At 68.5% G+C, this 15,349-nt stretch carries 18 protein-coding genes; 3 read left to right on the forward strand and 15 right to left on the reverse strand.

All coding sequences use genetic code 11. The features are described from left to right. Position 1 precedes the first annotated feature (1 nt). Both mnmH and yghX read left to right on the forward strand, forming a co-directional pair. Entirely contained in the window at positions 2–1,060 is a 1,059-nt protein-coding gene (gene mnmH, locus IEX25_RS09895; RefSeq protein ID WP_103173369.1) for a tRNA 2-selenouridine(34) synthase MnmH, read from the forward strand. Positions 1,061–1,144: 84 nt separating this feature from the next. Further along, positions 1,145–2,032: a YghX family hydrolase gene (gene yghX / locus IEX25_RS09900; RefSeq protein ID WP_188715024.1), complete on the forward strand. Its 888-nt coding sequence runs from the start codon at positions 1,145–1,147 to the stop codon at positions 2,030–2,032. On the opposite strand, the gene IEX25_RS09905 is transcribed toward yghX, so the two are convergent. The 10 genes from IEX25_RS09905 to IEX25_RS09950 form a co-directional block, all read right to left on the reverse strand. After that, positions 2,020–2,838, reverse strand: coding sequence for a purine-nucleoside phosphorylase (locus IEX25_RS09905; protein WP_103173367.1), 819 nt, complete (start codon positions 2,836–2,838; stop codon positions 2,020–2,022). The genes yghX and IEX25_RS09905 overlap by 13 nt on opposite strands. After that, positions 2,822–3,874 (reverse strand): ABC transporter permease, encoded by a 1,053-nt coding sequence (locus IEX25_RS09910; protein ID WP_103173366.1) that lies wholly within the window; start codon positions 3,872–3,874, stop codon positions 2,822–2,824. Before IEX25_RS09910 ends, IEX25_RS09905 begins: the two co-directional genes overlap by 17 nt. After that, positions 3,874–4,968 carry an ABC transporter permease gene (locus IEX25_RS09915; RefSeq protein ID WP_103173365.1) on the reverse strand — a complete coding sequence of 365 codons (1,095 nt, stop codon included), beginning with the start codon at positions 4,966–4,968 and terminating at the stop codon, positions 3,874–3,876. The genes IEX25_RS09910 and IEX25_RS09915 overlap by 1 nt, the downstream gene beginning before the upstream one ends. A gap of 5 nt (positions 4,969–4,973) precedes the next feature. Next, positions 4,974–5,537, reverse strand: coding sequence for a hypothetical protein (locus tag IEX25_RS09920; protein WP_103173364.1), 564 nt, complete (start codon positions 5,535–5,537; stop codon positions 4,974–4,976). After that, entirely contained in the window at positions 5,538–7,136 is a 1,599-nt protein-coding gene (locus IEX25_RS09925; RefSeq protein WP_103173420.1) for an ABC transporter ATP-binding protein, read from the reverse strand. Positions 7,137–7,146: 10 nt separating this feature from the next. Then, a complete protein-coding gene (locus IEX25_RS09930) occupies positions 7,147–8,130 on the reverse strand; it encodes a BMP family lipoprotein (RefSeq protein ID WP_103173363.1) in 984 nt (327 codons plus the stop codon). Positions 8,131–8,211: 81 nt separating this feature from the next. After that, entirely contained in the window at positions 8,212–8,631 is a 420-nt protein-coding gene (locus IEX25_RS09935; protein ID WP_103173362.1) for a GNAT family N-acetyltransferase, read from the reverse strand. Further along, positions 8,628–9,215, reverse strand: coding sequence for a tRNA (adenosine(37)-N6)-threonylcarbamoyltransferase complex dimerization subunit type 1 TsaB (tsaB, locus tag IEX25_RS09940; RefSeq protein ID WP_103173361.1), 588 nt, complete (start codon positions 9,213–9,215; stop codon positions 8,628–8,630). The genes IEX25_RS09935 and tsaB overlap by 4 nt, the downstream gene beginning before the upstream one ends. Then, positions 9,208–9,765, reverse strand: a complete 558-nt coding sequence (locus IEX25_RS09945; RefSeq protein ID WP_103173360.1) for a NifU family protein — start codon at positions 9,763–9,765, stop codon at positions 9,208–9,210. Before IEX25_RS09945 ends, tsaB begins: the two co-directional genes overlap by 8 nt. 63 nt (positions 9,766–9,828) lie before the next feature. Then, positions 9,829–10,284: a universal stress protein gene (locus IEX25_RS09950; RefSeq protein WP_103173419.1), complete on the reverse strand. Its 456-nt coding sequence runs from the start codon at positions 10,282–10,284 to the stop codon at positions 9,829–9,831. Between the two features lie 265 nt (positions 10,285–10,549). Here IEX25_RS09950 and IEX25_RS09955 point away from each other — a divergent pair, with 265 nt between their 5' ends. Further along, entirely contained in the window at positions 10,550–11,011 is a 462-nt protein-coding gene (locus IEX25_RS09955) for a sugar transferase (protein ID WP_188715026.1), read from the forward strand. Positions 11,012–11,015: 4 nt separating this feature from the next. Here IEX25_RS09955 and truA read toward each other — a convergent pair whose 3' ends face one another. The 5 genes from truA to IEX25_RS09980 all read right to left on the reverse strand — a co-directional run bounded on the left by truA (position 11,016) and on the right by IEX25_RS09980 (position 15,348). Then, positions 11,016–11,795 (reverse strand): tRNA pseudouridine(38-40) synthase TruA, encoded by a 780-nt coding sequence (gene truA, locus IEX25_RS09960; protein ID WP_103173359.1) that lies wholly within the window; start codon positions 11,793–11,795, stop codon positions 11,016–11,018. A 7-nt stretch (positions 11,796–11,802) separates the two neighbouring features. After that, positions 11,803–12,765, reverse strand: a complete 963-nt coding sequence (locus IEX25_RS09965; protein WP_103173358.1) for a 5-bromo-4-chloroindolyl phosphate hydrolysis family protein — start codon at positions 12,763–12,765, stop codon at positions 11,803–11,805. A gap of 156 nt (positions 12,766–12,921) precedes the next feature. Beyond that, positions 12,922–13,920, reverse strand: coding sequence for a tetraacyldisaccharide 4'-kinase (lpxK, locus tag IEX25_RS09970; RefSeq protein ID WP_103173357.1), 999 nt, complete (start codon positions 13,918–13,920; stop codon positions 12,922–12,924). Continuing rightward, entirely contained in the window at positions 13,917–15,074 is a 1,158-nt protein-coding gene (locus IEX25_RS09975; RefSeq protein WP_188715028.1) for a 3-deoxy-D-manno-octulosonic acid transferase, read from the reverse strand. The genes lpxK and IEX25_RS09975 overlap by 4 nt, the downstream gene beginning before the upstream one ends. Before the next feature lie 22 nt (positions 15,075–15,096). After that, positions 15,097–15,348 (reverse strand): DUF4170 domain-containing protein, encoded by a 252-nt coding sequence (locus IEX25_RS09980; RefSeq protein WP_103173355.1) that lies wholly within the window; start codon positions 15,346–15,348, stop codon positions 15,097–15,099. Between the last annotated feature and the right edge of the window lies 1 nt (position 15,349).

A 15,349-nucleotide genomic window follows, 5' to 3' on the forward strand; every position in this document is an offset into this window, starting at 1 on the left:
CGTGACGCTGCGACTGACACAGGTTGCGGACCCTGCCTTGGCGGGGTTCGACGACATCATCGACGTCCGTTCGCCCGCCGAATATGCCGAGGATCACCTGCCCGGCGCGATCAACCTGCCCGTGCTGGACGATGCCGAGCGGGCAAGGGTCGGCACGATCTACAAGCAGGTGTCCCCCTTCGACGCCCGCAAGATCGGCGGCGCCCTGGTGGCGGCCAATGCCGCGCGCCATATCGCGGGGCCGCTGGCGGATCGGGACGGAAGCTGGCGGGGGCTTGTCTATTGCTGGCGCGGCGGGCAGCGGTCGGGCAGCTTCGCCACCATCCTGTCGCAGATCGGCTGGCGCGTGGACCGGATCGAAGGCGGATACAAGGCCTGGCGCGGCCTTGTCGTGGACCGGGTGCAGAACCGGCCCGTCCCCGCCCCCGTGATCGTCCTGGACGGCAACACCGGCAGCGCCAAGACCGCGATCCTGCTGCGGCTGGCCGCGCGCGGCTGGCAGGTGATCGACCTGGAAGGGCTTGCCAACCATCGCGGCAGCCTGTTCGGCGGCCACCCCGAAGGCCAGCCCGGCCAGAAGCTGTTCGAGGGGCGGCTGGCCCTGGCGCTGGAGGCCCTGGATCCCGCCCGCCCCGTTCTGGTCGAGGCCGAAAGCAGCCGCATCGGCCGCCTGACGGTGCCCAAGTCCATGTGGCAGGCCATCTGCGCAGCCCCCCGGCTGCGGCTGGACGTCCCGGTCGCCGCCCGCGCCGCCTATACCGCAGCCGCCTATGAGGACATGGTGGACGACCCCGCGCGGATCGAGGCGATCGTGGCCGCGCTGTCCCCCCTGCATCCGGCCGAACGCATTGAGGCATGGCAGGCCGCCATTGCCGCCCGCGACTGGCGCGGCCTGGCGCAGGGGCTGCTTTGCGACCATTACGATCCGCGCTACCTAAAGCACCGCCTGCGCTATGCGGCGCAGGAAAGGGCCGTCGCCACGCTGGATGACCTGCATGATCTGGACAGCGCGGCGGCACGGCTGGAAGAAACCCTGGTCCAGATGGCTCCGATCCGCTGAAGGTGCCGGCAGTGTCGCGGTCTTGTGATCCGGCCCTCGATCCATCCCGCATTAAGCTTGCGCCGAACCCACCAGGAGGATGCGATGAGCCGGATGACCGCCAAGGATTTCCCGCAGGAATTGCTGGAGCTTTACGACTTCTATGCCCATGGGCTGATCACCAAGCGCGAATTCCTAGACCGGGCGGGCAAGTTCGCCGTGGGCGGCGTCACCGCGCTTGCGCTGCTGAACATGCTGCGGCCGAACTATGCCCTGGCCCAGCAGGTCAGCTTCAACGATCCCGCCATCCTTGCGGACTATGTGACCTATCCCTCGCCCCAGGGTCATGGAGAGGTGCGCGGCTACATGGTGCGGCCCACGGGCGGGGACGGTCCCTGGCCCGCCGTGCTGGTCATCCACGAAAACCGCGGCCTGAACCCTTACATCGAGGATGTGGCGCGGCGGCTGGCCAAGGCCGGGTATCTGGCCCTGGCGCCGGACGGGCTGTCATCGGTCGGCGGCTATCCCGGCAATGACGAGGAAGGCCGCGCGCTTCAGGCCCAGGTCGATCCCGAAAAGCTGATGAACGATTTCTTCGCCGCTGCCGAACACCTGGTCGGGCACGAGGATTCGACGGGAAAGGTCGGCGCGGTCGGCTTCTGCTATGGCGGGGGTGTCTGCAACGCCCTGGCGGTGGCTTACCCGGAACTGGCCGCCTCGGTCCCGTTCTATGGACGTCAGGCGCCCGTCGAGGACGTGCCGAAGATCCAGGTGCCGCTGCTTCTGCACTTTGCCGAACTGGACGAGCGCATCAACGAAGGCTGGCCCGCCTACGAGGCCGCGCTGCGCGAGCATGGCAAGGTGTTCGAGGCGCATGTCTATCCCGGCGTGAACCACGGCTTCCACAATGATTCGACGCCGCGCTATGACCAGGCGGCCGCGGAACTTGCCTGGCAGCGGACGCTGGACTGGTTCGCGCGCTATCTCGCCTGAACGGCGGGCGCTTCCCCCAGGAAACGGCGCAATATCCGTTCCAGCTTGGCGGCGCCCAGGGGGGCCATGGCCTTGGTGTGGTCGTGGCTGATGGATTCGTCCGACAGGCCCGCGCCCATGTTGGTGATGACCGAAATGGCGGCGCAGCGCATGCCCAGGAACCGGGCCAGGATGATTTCCGGCACGGTGGACATGCCGACGGCATCGGCGCCCAGGATCCGCGCGGCGCGGATCTCGGCCGGCGTCTCGAAGCTGGGGCCGGAAAACCAGCAATAGACGCCCTCGGGCAGGTCGATCCCCTCGGCTTCGGCGGCGGCCGACAGGGCCGCGCGCATGGCCCCGTCATGGGCATCGGTCATGGGGACAAAGCGGGCGTCGGTCGGCTCTCCGATCAGGGGGTTGGTTCCTGCAAAGGCGATGTGGTCGCCAAGCAGCATCAGCCCGCCCGGCGGGATGTCGGGCCGCAGGGACCCGGCGGCATTGGTCAGGATCAGCCGGTCGCAGCCGAGCGCGGCCAGCACCTCCAGCGGCAGGCGCATCGCATCGGCCCGCCCGGATTCATAATAATGCGACCGCCCGCCGAAGACCGCGACGCGGCGGCCTTCCAACTGCCCGATCACCAGTTGCGGCACATGGCCCGACACCCCCGCATGGGGAAAACCCGGCAGGTCGTCATAGGGGATCGCCACGCCATCCACAGTCCCCGACAGATGCCCCAGGCCCGATCCCAGGATAAGCCCGTATTCCGGCGGCTGGTCGCCCGCGCGGTCGCGGATCAGGCGGGCAAGCTCAACGCTCTTTGACATAGGGCTCTCCTCCGGCGCGGGGCGGGATGGCGCGGCCCACGAAGCCCGCCAGGATGATCACGGTCAGGATATAGGGCAGGGCGTTCATGAACATCGACGGCACCGTGATCACGCCCAGGTCCAGGTTCGGATAGCGGTTCGCGACGGCCTCCAGCAGGCCGAACAGGAAGGTCGCCCCAAGCGCTCCCCAGGGCCGCCACTTGGCGAAGATCAGCGCGGCAAGCGCGATGAAGCCGCGCCCCGCGGTCATTTCCTTGACGAAGCCCGCCGACAGCCCGGTGGCAAGATAGGCCCCCGCCAGCCCGCAAAGCAGCCCGGCGATCGCCACGGCGGCAAAGCGCAGCCGCGTCACCGACACGCCCGCCGTATCGACCGAGGCGGGGTTTTCCCCCACCGCCCGCAGTCGCAGGCCGAAGCGCGTGCGATACAGCACCCACCATGTCAGCGGCACCATCAGGAAGGCCACATAGACCAGAATCGTATGGCCCGAGATCACCTCGGCATAAAGCGGGCCGATGACGGGGACGTTGCCCAAGGTCTCGGCGAAGGGCAGGGTGATCCCGGTCATGCGCGGGGTCGTGGTCAGCCAACCCGCCGTGTCCGGTCCCATGATCCCCGACAGCCAGGCGCGGAACGGACCGACCTGCGCCTCAAGCTCGGCCCCCGGCGTCAGGCTGGGGGTCCGCCCGCCAAGGCCGAAGATCTTCTGGCCCAGCAGCACCGTCAGGCCCGAGGCCAGGAAGTTGATCGCCACCCCCGAGATCAGCTGGTTGCCCCGGAAGGTGATCGAGGCGATGCCGTGGACCGCCGACAGCATCAGCGCGCCCAGAAGGCCCGCCATGGCACCCAGCCAGACATTGCCGGTCAGCGCGGCCACGGTGGCGGCGCTGAACGCCGCCATCAGCATCTTGCCTTCCAGCCCGATGTCGAAGACGCCCGCGCGTTCCGAATAAAGCCCGGCGAGGCAGGCCAGCAGCAGCGGCGTCATCAGCCGCACCGCGCTGTCCAGGATTTGCAGGACGGTGTTCAGATCCATCACGCGCCCCTTTTCCGCATCGCCATGAACATCCGTTCCAGCGGCACCCGCACCATGTTGTCCAGGGCGCCCGTGAACAGGATCACAAGCGCTTGGATCACGATGATCAGTTCGCGCGGGATCGAGGTCCAGAGCGCAAGCTCACCCCCGCCCTGATACAGGAACCCGAACAGCAGCGCGGCCAGGAACACGCCCAGCGGGTGGTTTCGGCCCATCAGGGCCACCGCGATGCCGATGAAGCCCGCGCCCTCGACCGCGTTCAGGACCAGGCGCTCGGCCTCTCCCATCACGTTGTTGATGGCCATCATGCCCGCCAGCCCGCCGGAAATCAGCATGGCGATGACGGTGATGCGGACGGGGTTGATGCCCGCGTAAAGGGCCGCCGGTTCGGACTTGCCGAAGGCCCGGATCTCGAAGCCCAGGCGGCTGCGCCAGATCAGCAGCCAGACCAGGACGCAGGCGATGACGGCGACGAAGAAGCTGATGTTGACGGGGGTGTTCTTGCCCCATTCGACGCCCAGCGACAGCGCCATGTCGGACAGCTTGGGCAGGTGGGTTTCGTTCGGAAAGCGGGCCGAGGCCGGGTCCATGCTGCCCACCGGGCGCAGCAGGTTCACCAGGATATAGTTCAGCGCGGCGGCCGCGATGAAGTTGAACATGATCGTGGTGATGACGATATGGCTGCCGCGCCTGGCCTGAAGCCAAGCGGGGATCAGCGCCCAGGCCGCGCCGAACAGGGCCGCGCCGATCATGGCGGCGGGCAGGGCCAACGCCCAATGCGGCAGGGGCAGCGACAGCAGAACCAGGGCCACGCCCAGGCCCCCCATCGCCGCCTGACCCTCGCCGCCGATGTTGAACAGGCTGGCGTGATAGGCGACCATCACCGCAAGCCCGGTGAAGATGAAGTTCGTCGCATAATACAGCGTGAAGCCCCAGCCATAGCTGGACCCCAGCGCGCCGTCGATCATCGTGGTCAGCGCCTCCCACGGGCTTTCGCCGATGGCCAGGATCACAAGCGCCGAAATCGCCATCGCCAGCACCAGCGAGATCAGCGGTGTCAGCAACACATCGGCCCATTTCGGCATCTTTTCCATCGGCTTCAGCCTTTCATGCCGGAACACAGCGCCAGGAAGGCGCGCGGATCGGCGATCTGGTCCCAGGTGATCGCATCGCCATTGCCCGCCATGCGCGCCAGGCTGCGGGCACGGGGAACCGCGCCGCCCGCGCCGGGAAAGCCGCGCACGGCCAGCAGGTTCTCCTCGGCCCGGGTGGCGCCTTGGCGCGCCTCGCCGGTGCAGCGGCTGCCGTCGGAAAGGGTGGCGAAGGCGATGGCCACGCGGCCCGTGACCTGGGGCGCGGTTGCGGCGCCGGCAGGCATCTGGACCGGGGCGTGGTCGGCGCAGGCGGTGCCCTGCGCGGCGGTCACGCAATTGGCCGCGAAGTCGTTCTCGTAATCCGATTCCCGGACCGGATCGGCCACCGCCCAACTTCCGTCGGGATTGCGGGCGCGGGTCTGGGCGCGCGCCTCGGCGGCCATGACCAGGCGGTCGGGGGCATCGCCGTCGGGCCAGATGTCCATCTTGGGCATCCGGGGCATGGCGCCGCTGCTGCATCCGGCAGCCAGGGCAAGGGAAACAAGGCAGGCAATTCGGGCAGGCGTCATTCAGGGTTCCCGGGAAGGAGGGTCTTGGGTCTGGGGGGCGGCGTCCACGCCTGCCATCAGCAGGCCCAGATCGCCGGTCGTGGTGTCGCCCGGCAGGCGTTCACCCATGATGCGGCCGTCGAACATCACCGCGATGCGGTCGGACAGCGACATGATCTCGTCCAGTTCCACGGACACCAGCAGGATCGCCTTGCCCGCGTCGCGCAACTCCACGATGCGCTTGTGGATGAATTCGATCGCGCCGATGTCCACGCCGCGCGTCGGCTGGCCGATCAGCAGCAGGTCGGGGTTGCGCTCGATCTCTCGGGCGACGACGATCTTCTGCTGGTTGCCGCCGGAAAAGTTGCGCGCGGCCAGGTCGCAGCTGGGCGGGCGGACGTCGAAGCGGGCGATCTTGCCTTCGGCGTCGCGGCGGATGGCGTCGCGGTCCATCAGCGGGCCGCGCCCGTATTCCGGTGCGTCATGGTATCCGAAGGCCACGTTCTCCCAAGCCGCGAAATCCATGATCAGCCCCTCGGCCTGGCGATCCTCGGGGATGTGGCCCAGTCCCTGGCGGCGGCGTTCGGCGGCGTTGCAGGCCGCGCCCGCCACGGGCAAAGGCACGCCGTTCATGCGGATCTCGCCCGAAAGCGTGCTGCCCTTTTCGGGATAACCGCCAAGGATTTCCAGAAGCTGCGTCTGGCCGTTGCCCGACACGCCCGCGATGCCCAGGATCTCGCCCGCGCGGATGGTCAGGTCGATGCCGCGCAGCCGTTCCACGCCCGCCGCATCCGCCATGCGCAGGCCACGGATCTCCAGGATGGGCTTGCCGGGGGTGGCGGGGGTCTTCTGCACGTTCAGCAGGACCTTGCGCCCCACCATCAACTCGGCAAGCTGCTCGGGGCTGGTTTCGGCGGTCCTGACGGATGCCACCATCTCGCCCCGGCGCATGACAGAGACGGTGTCGGTGATCTCCATGATCTCGCGCAGCTTGTGGGTGATCAGGATGATCGTCTTGCCCTCGGCCCGCAGGCCTTCCAGGATGCGGAACAGGTGGTCGGCCTCGGCCGGGGTCAGCACGCCCGTGGGTTCGTCCAGGATCAGGATGTCGGCCTGGCGATACAGCGCCTTGAGGATCTCGACCCGCTGCTGGTGGCCGACCGACAGGTTTTCGACAACTTCGTCGGGATCGACGTTCAGTTCGTATTCCTGGGCCAGACGCCGCAACACGCCGCGCGCCTTGGACAGCGACGGGCGCAGCAGGCGGCCGTCCTCGGCCCCCAGGATGATGTTTTCCAGCACGGTGAAGTTCTGGACCAGCTTGAAGTGCTGGAAGACCATGCCGATGCCCGCGCGGATCGCGGTCTGGCTGTCGGCGATGGTCAGGGGCCGCCCGCCCACCAGGATCTCGCCCGCGTCGGGCTTGTAGAAGCCGTAAAGGATCGACATCAGCGTGGACTTGCCCGCGCCGTTTTCGCCGATGATGCCGTGGATCGTGCCGCGTTCGACACGCAGGTGGATGTCGCGGTTGGCCTGCACGGGGCCGAAGGCCTTGGAGATGGCGCGCAACTCAATCGCCGCAGGGGCGGCCGTTTCCAGCCGCCCCTGTGCCTGCGTCATGGCCGCCACGTTACTGGACCGGGCAGGCGTTGTCGGTCATGTAGTCGTGGACCGTGATTTCCCCGCTGGCGATCTTGGCGCGGGCTTCGTCCACGGCGGCCTGCATCTCGGGGGTCACCAGGGGCTTGTTGTTGTCGTCGATGGCCACGTCCACGCCCTCGGCCTTCAGGTCCATGACCTTGACGCCCGGTTCCACGCCGTTGGTGAAGGTGTCATAGACCGCATTGTCCACACGCTTGACCATCGAGGTCAGCACCTTGCCGGGATGCAGGTGGTTCTGGTTGCTGTCCACCCCGACCGACAGGATGCCGCCGTCCGCCGCCGCCTGCAGCACGCCGATGCCCGTGCCGCCGGCCGCTGCATAGATCACGTCGGCGCCCTGGCTGATCTGGGCCTTGGCAAGCTCTCCGCCCTTGACCGGGTCGTTCCAGGCAGCGGGCGTCGTGCCGGTATAGTTGATCAGCACGCGGCCGTCGGGCTTGGCGGCCTTGAAGCCCTGGGCAAAGCCGCATTCGAACTTGTGGATCAGCGGGATGTCCATGCCGCCGATGAAGCCCACGGTACCGGATTTCGACGCCTGCGCCGCCATGATCCCGGCCAGATAGCTGCCCTGTTCCTCGGTAAAGACGATCGACTGGACGTTGGGCTGTTCCACCACCATGTCGATGATGGCGAACTGGGTGTCGGGATAGTCCGGGGCCACCTGGTTCAGCACGTCGCCAAAGGCGAAGCCGGTCATGACGATGGGATTGGCGCCCGTTTCGGCCAGGCGGCGAAGCGCCTGTTCGCGCTGCGCCTCGGACTGCATTTCCAGTTCCTTGTAGGTGCCCCCGGTTTCCTCGGCCCAGCGTTGCGCGCCGTTGAAGGCGGCTTCGTTGAAGGACTTGTCGAACTTGCCGCCAAGGTCGAAGATCAGCGCCGGTTCCGCCAGGGCTGCGGTGCCCGTCAGGGCCGTCAGCGCCACGCCCGCAAGCAGCGATTTCGTCAGGGACATAAGGAAACCTCATCCTGTTGTTTGCAGGCGATTCAAGCCGCCTGCGAGATGGCCTGATTAGGGCGTATCGACTGCGGCCGGTCAACCGCCTTGTTGGGCGGGCGCCAGGGCCAGGGTCATCACGATCGCGTCCAGTTCCGGGCCATAGTAGCGCCGTCTGCGCCCGGATTCCCTCCAGCCTGCGGCATGATAGAGCGCCTGCGCAGGGGCATTGTCGGCCGCGACCTCAAGGAAGGCGCGGGTGGCGCCGCGGGCTTGTGACGTCGCGGCAAATTCCGCCGCCAGATCGCGGGCGATCCCCTGGCGGCGGGCCTCGGGGGCGACGGCCAGCGTCAGCAGTTCGGCTTCGTCCGCGACCGCGCGCCCCAGCAGGAAGCCCTTGGGCCGGGTCAGCAGGAAGACATGGGGGCTGTCCAGCAGATCGGCGAATTCCGCGCCGCTCCATGGACGGGGATGAAGGAAGCAGCGGCTGTGCAGGGCGGCAAGCCCGTCGGGGGTCACGGCAGGATCAGCGGGGCCGGGTCGCGGGCCGGCGCGGCATCCGCGGGCCGCAGATACAGCGGCGCGGGACGCGGGCCGGGACCTGTGCGGCGTTCCAGGGCAATGCGGGCGATCGCCACCGCGGGCGGGATCGGGGCGATCAAGGGTGCAGGGCCGGGCGGCAGCATGTCGGCCTGGGCCTGTCGGGGGCTGGAGTCCGGTCCGCCAAAATCCTGCCAGACGACCTGGCCCGCGCGCAGCGGCAGCACCACCCGGCAGGGGCGGGGCAAGCCGAAGGCGGCGGCTTCGGTCGCCGTGACGCCGACCGCCGGGATGCCCAGCGACAGTGCCAGCCCGCGCGCCGCCGCGACGGCGATGCGGATGCCGGTGAAATTGCCCGGCCCGATCCCCACGCCGATCACGTCCAGGTCGCGCCAGGACAGCCCGGCATCGGCCAGAAGCCCTTCAAGCAGCGGAAACAGCCGTTCGGCCTGGCCCTTGGTCATCTCCTCGGCGGCCTGGCCCAGCACGCGGTCGCCCCGCAGCAAAGCGGCCGCGCAATGCGCGGCCGACGTGTCGAAGCCCAGGGCAATGGGGTCAGGCAACGGGCCGGACCTCGACCACCTCGGGGATGTAATGACGCAGCAGGTTCTCGATCCCCATCTTCAGCGTCAGGGTGGACGACGGGCAGCCCGCGCAGGCCCCCTGCATGTGCAGATAGACAATGCCCCGGTCGAAGCCGTGGAAGGTGATGTCGCCGCCGTCCTGGGCCACTGCCGGGCGGACGCGGGTGTCCAGCAATTCCTTGATCTGGGTGACGATCTCGGTATCGGGGCCGTCATGGCTGGCATGGCCCGACTGTTCCGCCACGCCTTCGATGGCGGGGGCGCCGGACTGGAAATGCTCCATGATCGCGCCCAGGATCGACGGCTTGAGGTGATCCCAGGGGTGGTCGTCGGCCTTTGTCACGGTCACGAAGTCGCGGCCCAGGAAAACGCCCGTCACGCCGTCCACGGCAAAGATGCGCCGCGCCAGGGGGGATTTCGCGCCGGCCTGCATGTCGGGGAAGTCGGCGGTGCCGCTTTCCAGGACGATTTCGCCGGGAAGGAACTTCAACGTCGCAGGGTTCGGTGTGGTTTCGGTCTGGATGAACATTTTGGCCAAGGCTCCTTTGCACGGGATATGGCGATGCGGGGCCTGCGGGTCAAGCGGGCGGCATCAGGTGATCGCCTCCAGCCGTTCCTTGGATATGTCGGCGGGAACGATGGTGATGGGACAGGGCAGGGATGCGGTGTCGCGCAACAGCCGCGTCAGCACCGGATTCTGGGCCGACCGGTCCGATCCCATCCCCATGGCGACGATGCCGACCTCGGGGTCCTCGTGCAGATAGGCCAGCAGCTGTTCGGCCGGATCGCCCTCGCGGATGACCAGTTCCGGTTCGACTTTCGGACGCATTCTCATCCACTTGGCGAAAACCTCGAAATGCGCCTCGATCCGTTCATAGGCTTCGGCGCGCATCACCTCGGCCACGCCGAAGCCATGCTGGATCTCGTTTGGGGGGACGACCGCAAGCACCGTCACCGCGCCGCCGGAATTGGATGCCCGCATGGCCGCGAAACGCATCGCGTTCAGGCATTCCCGACTGTCGTCCAGCATCACAAGAAATTTCCGCATCATCGCCTTTGCATTGCCGCTTTGGGCAGACAGTGACCCCTTTGCCATGGTCGCGCAAGTCATTCGGCGGATTGCCCCGGGGGGCGGTTTCCATATGTGCCGTCGTATGCTACCGGCAGAAAAGAGTTAATTGTTGCAGGGCAGGCATCGTGACGATCCACCATGACTGGGACAAGACCGGTTCGGCGCGGCTCGCTGCGCCGAAGATGTCCTGGTTCGTGGTCGATGGGNCGGCCAGCCCTTCCGGCAGCTGAAGTTCCGCACCATGATCCCCGAGAACGAGGATTTCGGTGCCACTGGCGCGCACAAGCACTGGCGAATCACCCCGCTGGGCCATTTCCTGCGGCGCACCCGCATCGACGAATTGCCGCAACTGTTCAACATCCTCAAGGGCGACATGAGCTTTGTGGGCCCCCGGCCGCCCTTGCGCGAATATGTCGAGCGCTTCCCGGCGGTCTATTCGCAGGTGCTGAAAAGCCGCCCCGGCGTGACGGGCCTTGCCACCCTGATCTATCACCGGCACGAGGATCGCATCCTGGCCCGCTGCACAAGCGCCGAGGCGACCGAGCTTGCCTATTACCGCCGCTGCCTGCCCGCGAAGCTGAAGATCGACCTGATCTATCAGCGCCACCGCGATATCCGGCTGGACCTGTGGATCATGTGGAACACGCTGAAGATCGTCCTGACCTCCAGGGACGAGCGCCCGCGCCGCCGGGGCCGATCCTAGCCCACTAGGCCGCGAACGGATCCTTCGGATAGCCGACCCCGCACAGATAAAGGCCATGCGGCGGGCAGACCGGTCCGCAAGCCGCGCGGTCGCGGGCGGCCAAGGCGTCGGCCACGCGGTCCGGCGACCAGGATCCCGCGCCGACCCGTTCCAGGGTTCCGACGATGGACCGGACCTGGTTGTGCAGGAAGGACCGCGCCCGCAGGTGGAAACGGTATTCGCGCCCATGGGGGATCTCGACCTCGTCGATGCGGATCTCGTCCAGGGTCTTCACCGGGCTGGCCGCTTGGCAGATCGAGGATCGGAAGGTCGTGAAATCGTGCCGCCCCACCAGATGGGCCGCCCCTTGGCGCATGGCATCCGCGTCCAGCGGGTTCAGCACCTGCCAGGCCAGGCCGCGATCATGCGTGGCTGGGGCGCGGCGGGCCTGCAGGCGGAACAGATAGCGCCGTTCGACGGCTGAGAAGCGGGCATGGAAATCGTCGGGCGTGCGGGTCGCCGCCAGGACCGCGACGGGGGCGGGCTTCAGGTGGAAATTCAGCGCCTCGGCCAGCCGGAAAGGATCCCAGTCGCGCGCCAGGTCGGCATGGGCGACCTGGGCGGTGGCATGAACGCCCGCATCCGTGCGCCCCGCCGCCGCGATCCGCGCGCCTGCCGCGAAGCCGGCGTCCAGACGGGCAAGGGCGGCTTCGACGGCGGTCTGGACCGAGGGTTGGTCGGCCTGCGCCTGCCATCCGGCAAAGGGACGCCCGTCGTATTCGATCTTCAACGCAAAACGCGGCATCGGAGGATCAGCGCGCCTTGTCCCGGTCGGGGGTCAGCAACCCGTCGAGAAATCGCGCGGTTTCCGTCTGCGGCGCGTCAAGGGCCGCAGGTTCGCTGGCCCGCACGCCTTCGCGCGCCAACCGTTCCCGCAGGACCGAGATCTCGATCTCCAGGTCGGTCTTTCCCCCTTCAAGCAGGCGGCGGGACTTGGCGCTGAAGTCCTTTTCCAGGTCGTCCAGGAAGGTCTCGTAGGACAGCCGCGTCGCCGGATCATTCGTCTGGCGATACAGGTCCGCGAACTTCACCGTCGCGTCGCGGGCCCCCATCAGATAGACGCCCAGATAGCGGCGGGCGGCGGACAGATCGCCCGGATTGCTGCGCACCCGGTCGAACAGGTCGCCGACCGTCCCGGCGAAGCGGTCCACGCGCGCCTCCAGCCAGCGGTCATTCAGGCGGCGGATCGCATCGCGCATCTGGGCCAGATGCGCCTCGGCGTCCTCGATCATCTTCTGGGCGCGTTCCCCCTGGAAACCCTCGGACCCCGACATGCCCTTGTCGCGCATGGGATCCGCGCCGAAGGCCAGCCAGTGCAGCACCATGCCGGTCGCGCCGACGACGCCCGCCCCGGCCAGGCTGCCTGGTTCGGCCATGCCCAGGCCCAGGCCAAGTCCGGTCATGACGCTGCCGAACAGCTTGCGCGGAATGGCGGGGCGCCGGGCGACGCGGCGCACCTGATAGGCGGCCTCGGCGGCCAGGCCTTCGCCGGTCATCCACATGGCGCTAGCGATCACGCCGAAGGCCGCAAGGCTGCCGGCCATGCCCGCCGGTTCCTGGAAGAAGGCGCCGAACAGAAAGGGCAGGGCCGCGAAGGTGACGTATTTGGGGCGCCCGGCCAGCGGATGCCGGATCGGCGCCGCGGGCACGGGATTGCGGTTGCCGTCCTGCGGTCCGAGGCCGGGCGAATGGCGCCCGCCAAAGCGTTTCGCCATGCCCTTACCCCGCCCCGAAGGACGCATAAAGCGTCACCAGAACCAGCAGATAGAAGCTGAGCCGCTGAATGGCCTTCTGCGACATTCCTGTCCTTTCCCTGGGGCCGCGCTGGCCCGTCCCGCCCTATATCGGGATTGTGCGCCCGATTGCAAAGATCAGGGGCGCGGAAACAACCGGTCGAGCGCCTGGTCCAGGGGCGCCGGATCCGCGATGGCCAGCCGCACCGGCAGGGTCATCACCCTGGACCGGAAGGACCGGGGCAGGCGGGCCGCGTCCTTTTCGGTGGTGACAAGCTGTGCGCCCAGCAGCCGCGATTCCGTTTCCAGCCGCGTCAGAAGGGCGGGGGTGAAGGGCTGGTGATCCTCCAGCGCCTCGGCCCGGACCAGATCGGCGCCAAGCGCGGTCAGCGTGGCGAAGAACTTTTCGGGGTGGCCGATGCCCGCAAAGGCCAGGACGCGATGGCCCTGCCAGTCCATGCCCATCGGCAGGGGCGCCAGATGCCCGCGCAGATGCGGGGGGGCGTTCGGGGGTGCGTTCGGGGGCACGGCAAAGCGCGCCTGCGCATCCGTCGGGCCGATGGACAGCAGCAGGTCGGCGCGCGCAAGACCGCCGGCGACGGGTTCGCGCAACGGTCCGGCGGGAATGCACAAGCCATTCCCGAAGCCCTTGGCGGCATCGACGACCACCAGCGACAGGTCATGGGCTAGGGCCGGGTCCTGGAAGCCGTCGTCCAGGATGATTGCCTGCGCGCCGTCTGCAACGGCCGCCCCTGCGCCCGCCAGCCGGTCCTTGGCCACCCAGACCGGCCCGAAGGCCGCCATCAGCAGCGGCTCGTCCCCCGTCAGGGCGGCCTCGTGGCGGGATTCGATCACCCGCAGGGGACCATCCGCGCTGCCGCCATAGCCGCGCGACACGACATGGGCGGCGATGCCGCGTGCCTGCAGCGCCTGTTGCAGGTGGATGACGGTGGGGGTCTTGCCGGTGCCGCCCGCATTCAGGTTGCCCACGCAGATCACCGGCACGCCCACCCGCGCCCGCGCGCCGCCCGCCAGCCGCCGGGCGGTGGCACGCGCATAGGCCGCACCCAGGGGCGACAGCAGGCGCGCAGCCAAGGTCGGCGGGTCTTGATACCAGAAGGCGGGTGCGCGTTTCATGGCTTGGCCTTTCCGATGGCGTCCAGGACGGGCGCGCAGATCCGCATGGTCACATCCGCCCCGCCGGTGCTGACCGTCCAGGCGTTGCTGGCCAGCGTGGCGATCAGATCCGGCTGGGACAATTCGGCGATGGCGGCTGCCAGATCCTCGGCCGAGTTGACCTGCCGCGCCGCGCCCGCGCCGCCAAGCTGCTGCCATTCGGTCGCATGGCGTTCCGTATGGGGGCCGTGAACGATGGCCGATCCCAGGGCGGCGGGCTCGAAGGGGTGGCGCGCGGCCGCGTCATCGCCCGACAGGGTGCCCCCCAGATAGGTGACGGGCGCCAGGCGATACCACAGCCCCATCTCGGTCGGGCCGTCGGTCAGCATGACCTGGACCTCGACGGTCGGATCCTCGTCCATGGACCGGCGCGCCACGACAAGGCCGCTGGCCTCGATCTCGTCGGCCAGAGGGTCAATGCGGTCGGGGTCGCGCGGGGCCATGAACAGCAGGGCGCGGTGCGACTGTGCAAGGGCCGCGTGATGGGCGGCAAGCACGGCCTGTTCCTCGGCCGGGGGGACGGATGCGGCAAGCCAGGCATGGCGGCCGCGCAGAAGCTGGGCCAGGGTGCTGCGCTCGGCCTCGGAACAGGGCAGGGGGTCGCGGATTTCGGCGACCGGCCCCGTCATCGTCGCGCGCCTGCGGTCCACGCCCATGCGCAGGACGACCGAATGGCTGGCCGGATCGGTCACAAGGACCGCGCGCATCTGGCGCAGCAAGGCGCGGCGCGCGCTGGCCCGCAGCGCCCAGCCCAGGTCTTCCGGCCCGAAGCGCCCTTCGGCCAGGAAGATGGGCAGGTCGCGGCGGGCGGCCGCCTGGATCAGCGCGGCGGGCAGGTCCGACCCCAGCAGAAGCAGGGCGGCAGGACCGGCCTGCATCAGCGTCTCGGCCGCGGCGGGTGCGGGATCGCCCGCGTCCAGGATGCGCAGATCCGGCCTGCCGCGCATCAGGCGCCGCTGGACCTGGGCGAATGCCGCACGGGCTTCGAGGGCGACCTGGACCAGCAGCAGGGGGCCCGCACCCTGCGGGATTTCCGGCAAGGGGGCGTCGGCTGGCGCGACCCGGCGACGCTGCCACCAAAGGCCAAGCTGGCCCATGCCGGTTCCCCTGAACATGCGCCCGCGCCCCGGCGTCCGGTCAGTTCCTGACGTCCAGCTCCTCAGTCGGGCTGGCGGCCGCTTCCTCGTCCCGCAAACGGTGCAGATGGGCGATGAAATAGCGGGTATGGGCGCTGTCCACGGTCCGCTGCGCCTCGGCCTTCCAGGCGTCATAGGCGGCCTGGTAGTTCGGGAAGATGCCGACGATGTGGATGTCGTCGGTGTTGCGGAACTGGGTGCCCTGCGGGTCGATCAATTCGCCGCCGAAGACAAGGTGCAGACGCTGGCTCATG

It is taken from the genome of Paracoccus acridae (genome assembly GCF_014642735.1).
Taxonomy (GTDB): domain Bacteria; phylum Pseudomonadota; class Alphaproteobacteria; order Rhodobacterales; family Rhodobacteraceae; genus Paracoccus; species Paracoccus acridae.

Excerpts from the sequence above, each read along its gene's own strand:
- yghX (WP_188715024.1), top strand. The coding sequence starts at position 1,145 with ATGAGCCGGATGACCGCCAAGGATTTCCCGCAGGAATTGCTGGAGCTT.
- IEX25_RS09905 (WP_103173367.1), bottom strand. The coding sequence starts at position 2,838 with ATGTCAAAGAGCGTTGAGCTTGCCCGCCTGATCCGCGACCGCGCGGGC.
- IEX25_RS09910 (WP_103173366.1), bottom strand. The coding sequence starts at position 3,874 with ATGGATCTGAACACCGTCCTGCAAATCCTGGACAGCGCGGTGCGGCTG.
- IEX25_RS09915 (WP_103173365.1), bottom strand. The coding sequence starts at position 4,968 with ATGGAAAAGATGCCGAAATGGGCCGATGTGTTGCTGACACCGCTGATC.
- IEX25_RS09920 (WP_103173364.1), bottom strand. The coding sequence starts at position 5,537 with ATGACGCCTGCCCGAATTGCCTGCCTTGTTTCCCTTGCCCTGGCTGCC.
- IEX25_RS09925 (WP_103173420.1), bottom strand. The coding sequence starts at position 7,136 with ATGACGCAGGCACAGGGGCGGCTGGAAACGGCCGCCCCTGCGGCGATT.
- IEX25_RS09930 (WP_103173363.1), bottom strand. The coding sequence starts at position 8,130 with ATGTCCCTGACGAAATCGCTGCTTGCGGGCGTGGCGCTGACGGCCCTG.
- IEX25_RS09945 (WP_103173360.1), bottom strand. The coding sequence starts at position 9,765 with ATGTTCATCCAGACCGAAACCACACCGAACCCTGCGACGTTGAAGTTC.
- IEX25_RS09950 (WP_103173419.1), bottom strand. The coding sequence starts at position 10,284 with ATGCGGAAATTTCTTGTGATGCTGGACGACAGTCGGGAATGCCTGAAC.
- IEX25_RS09955 (WP_188715026.1), top strand. The coding sequence starts at position 10,550 with ATGATCCCCGAGAACGAGGATTTCGGTGCCACTGGCGCGCACAAGCAC.
- truA (WP_103173359.1), bottom strand. The coding sequence starts at position 11,795 with ATGCCGCGTTTTGCGTTGAAGATCGAATACGACGGGCGTCCCTTTGCC.
- IEX25_RS09965 (WP_103173358.1), bottom strand. The coding sequence starts at position 12,765 with ATGGCGAAACGCTTTGGCGGGCGCCATTCGCCCGGCCTCGGACCGCAG.
- lpxK (WP_103173357.1), bottom strand. The coding sequence starts at position 13,920 with ATGAAACGCGCACCCGCCTTCTGGTATCAAGACCCGCCGACCTTGGCT.
- IEX25_RS09975 (WP_188715028.1), bottom strand. The coding sequence starts at position 15,074 with ATGTTCAGGGGAACCGGCATGGGCCAGCTTGGCCTTTGGTGGCAGCGT.
- IEX25_RS09980 (WP_103173355.1), bottom strand. The coding sequence starts at position 15,348 with ATGAGCCAGCGTCTGCACCTTGTCTTCGGCGGCGAATTGATCGACCCG.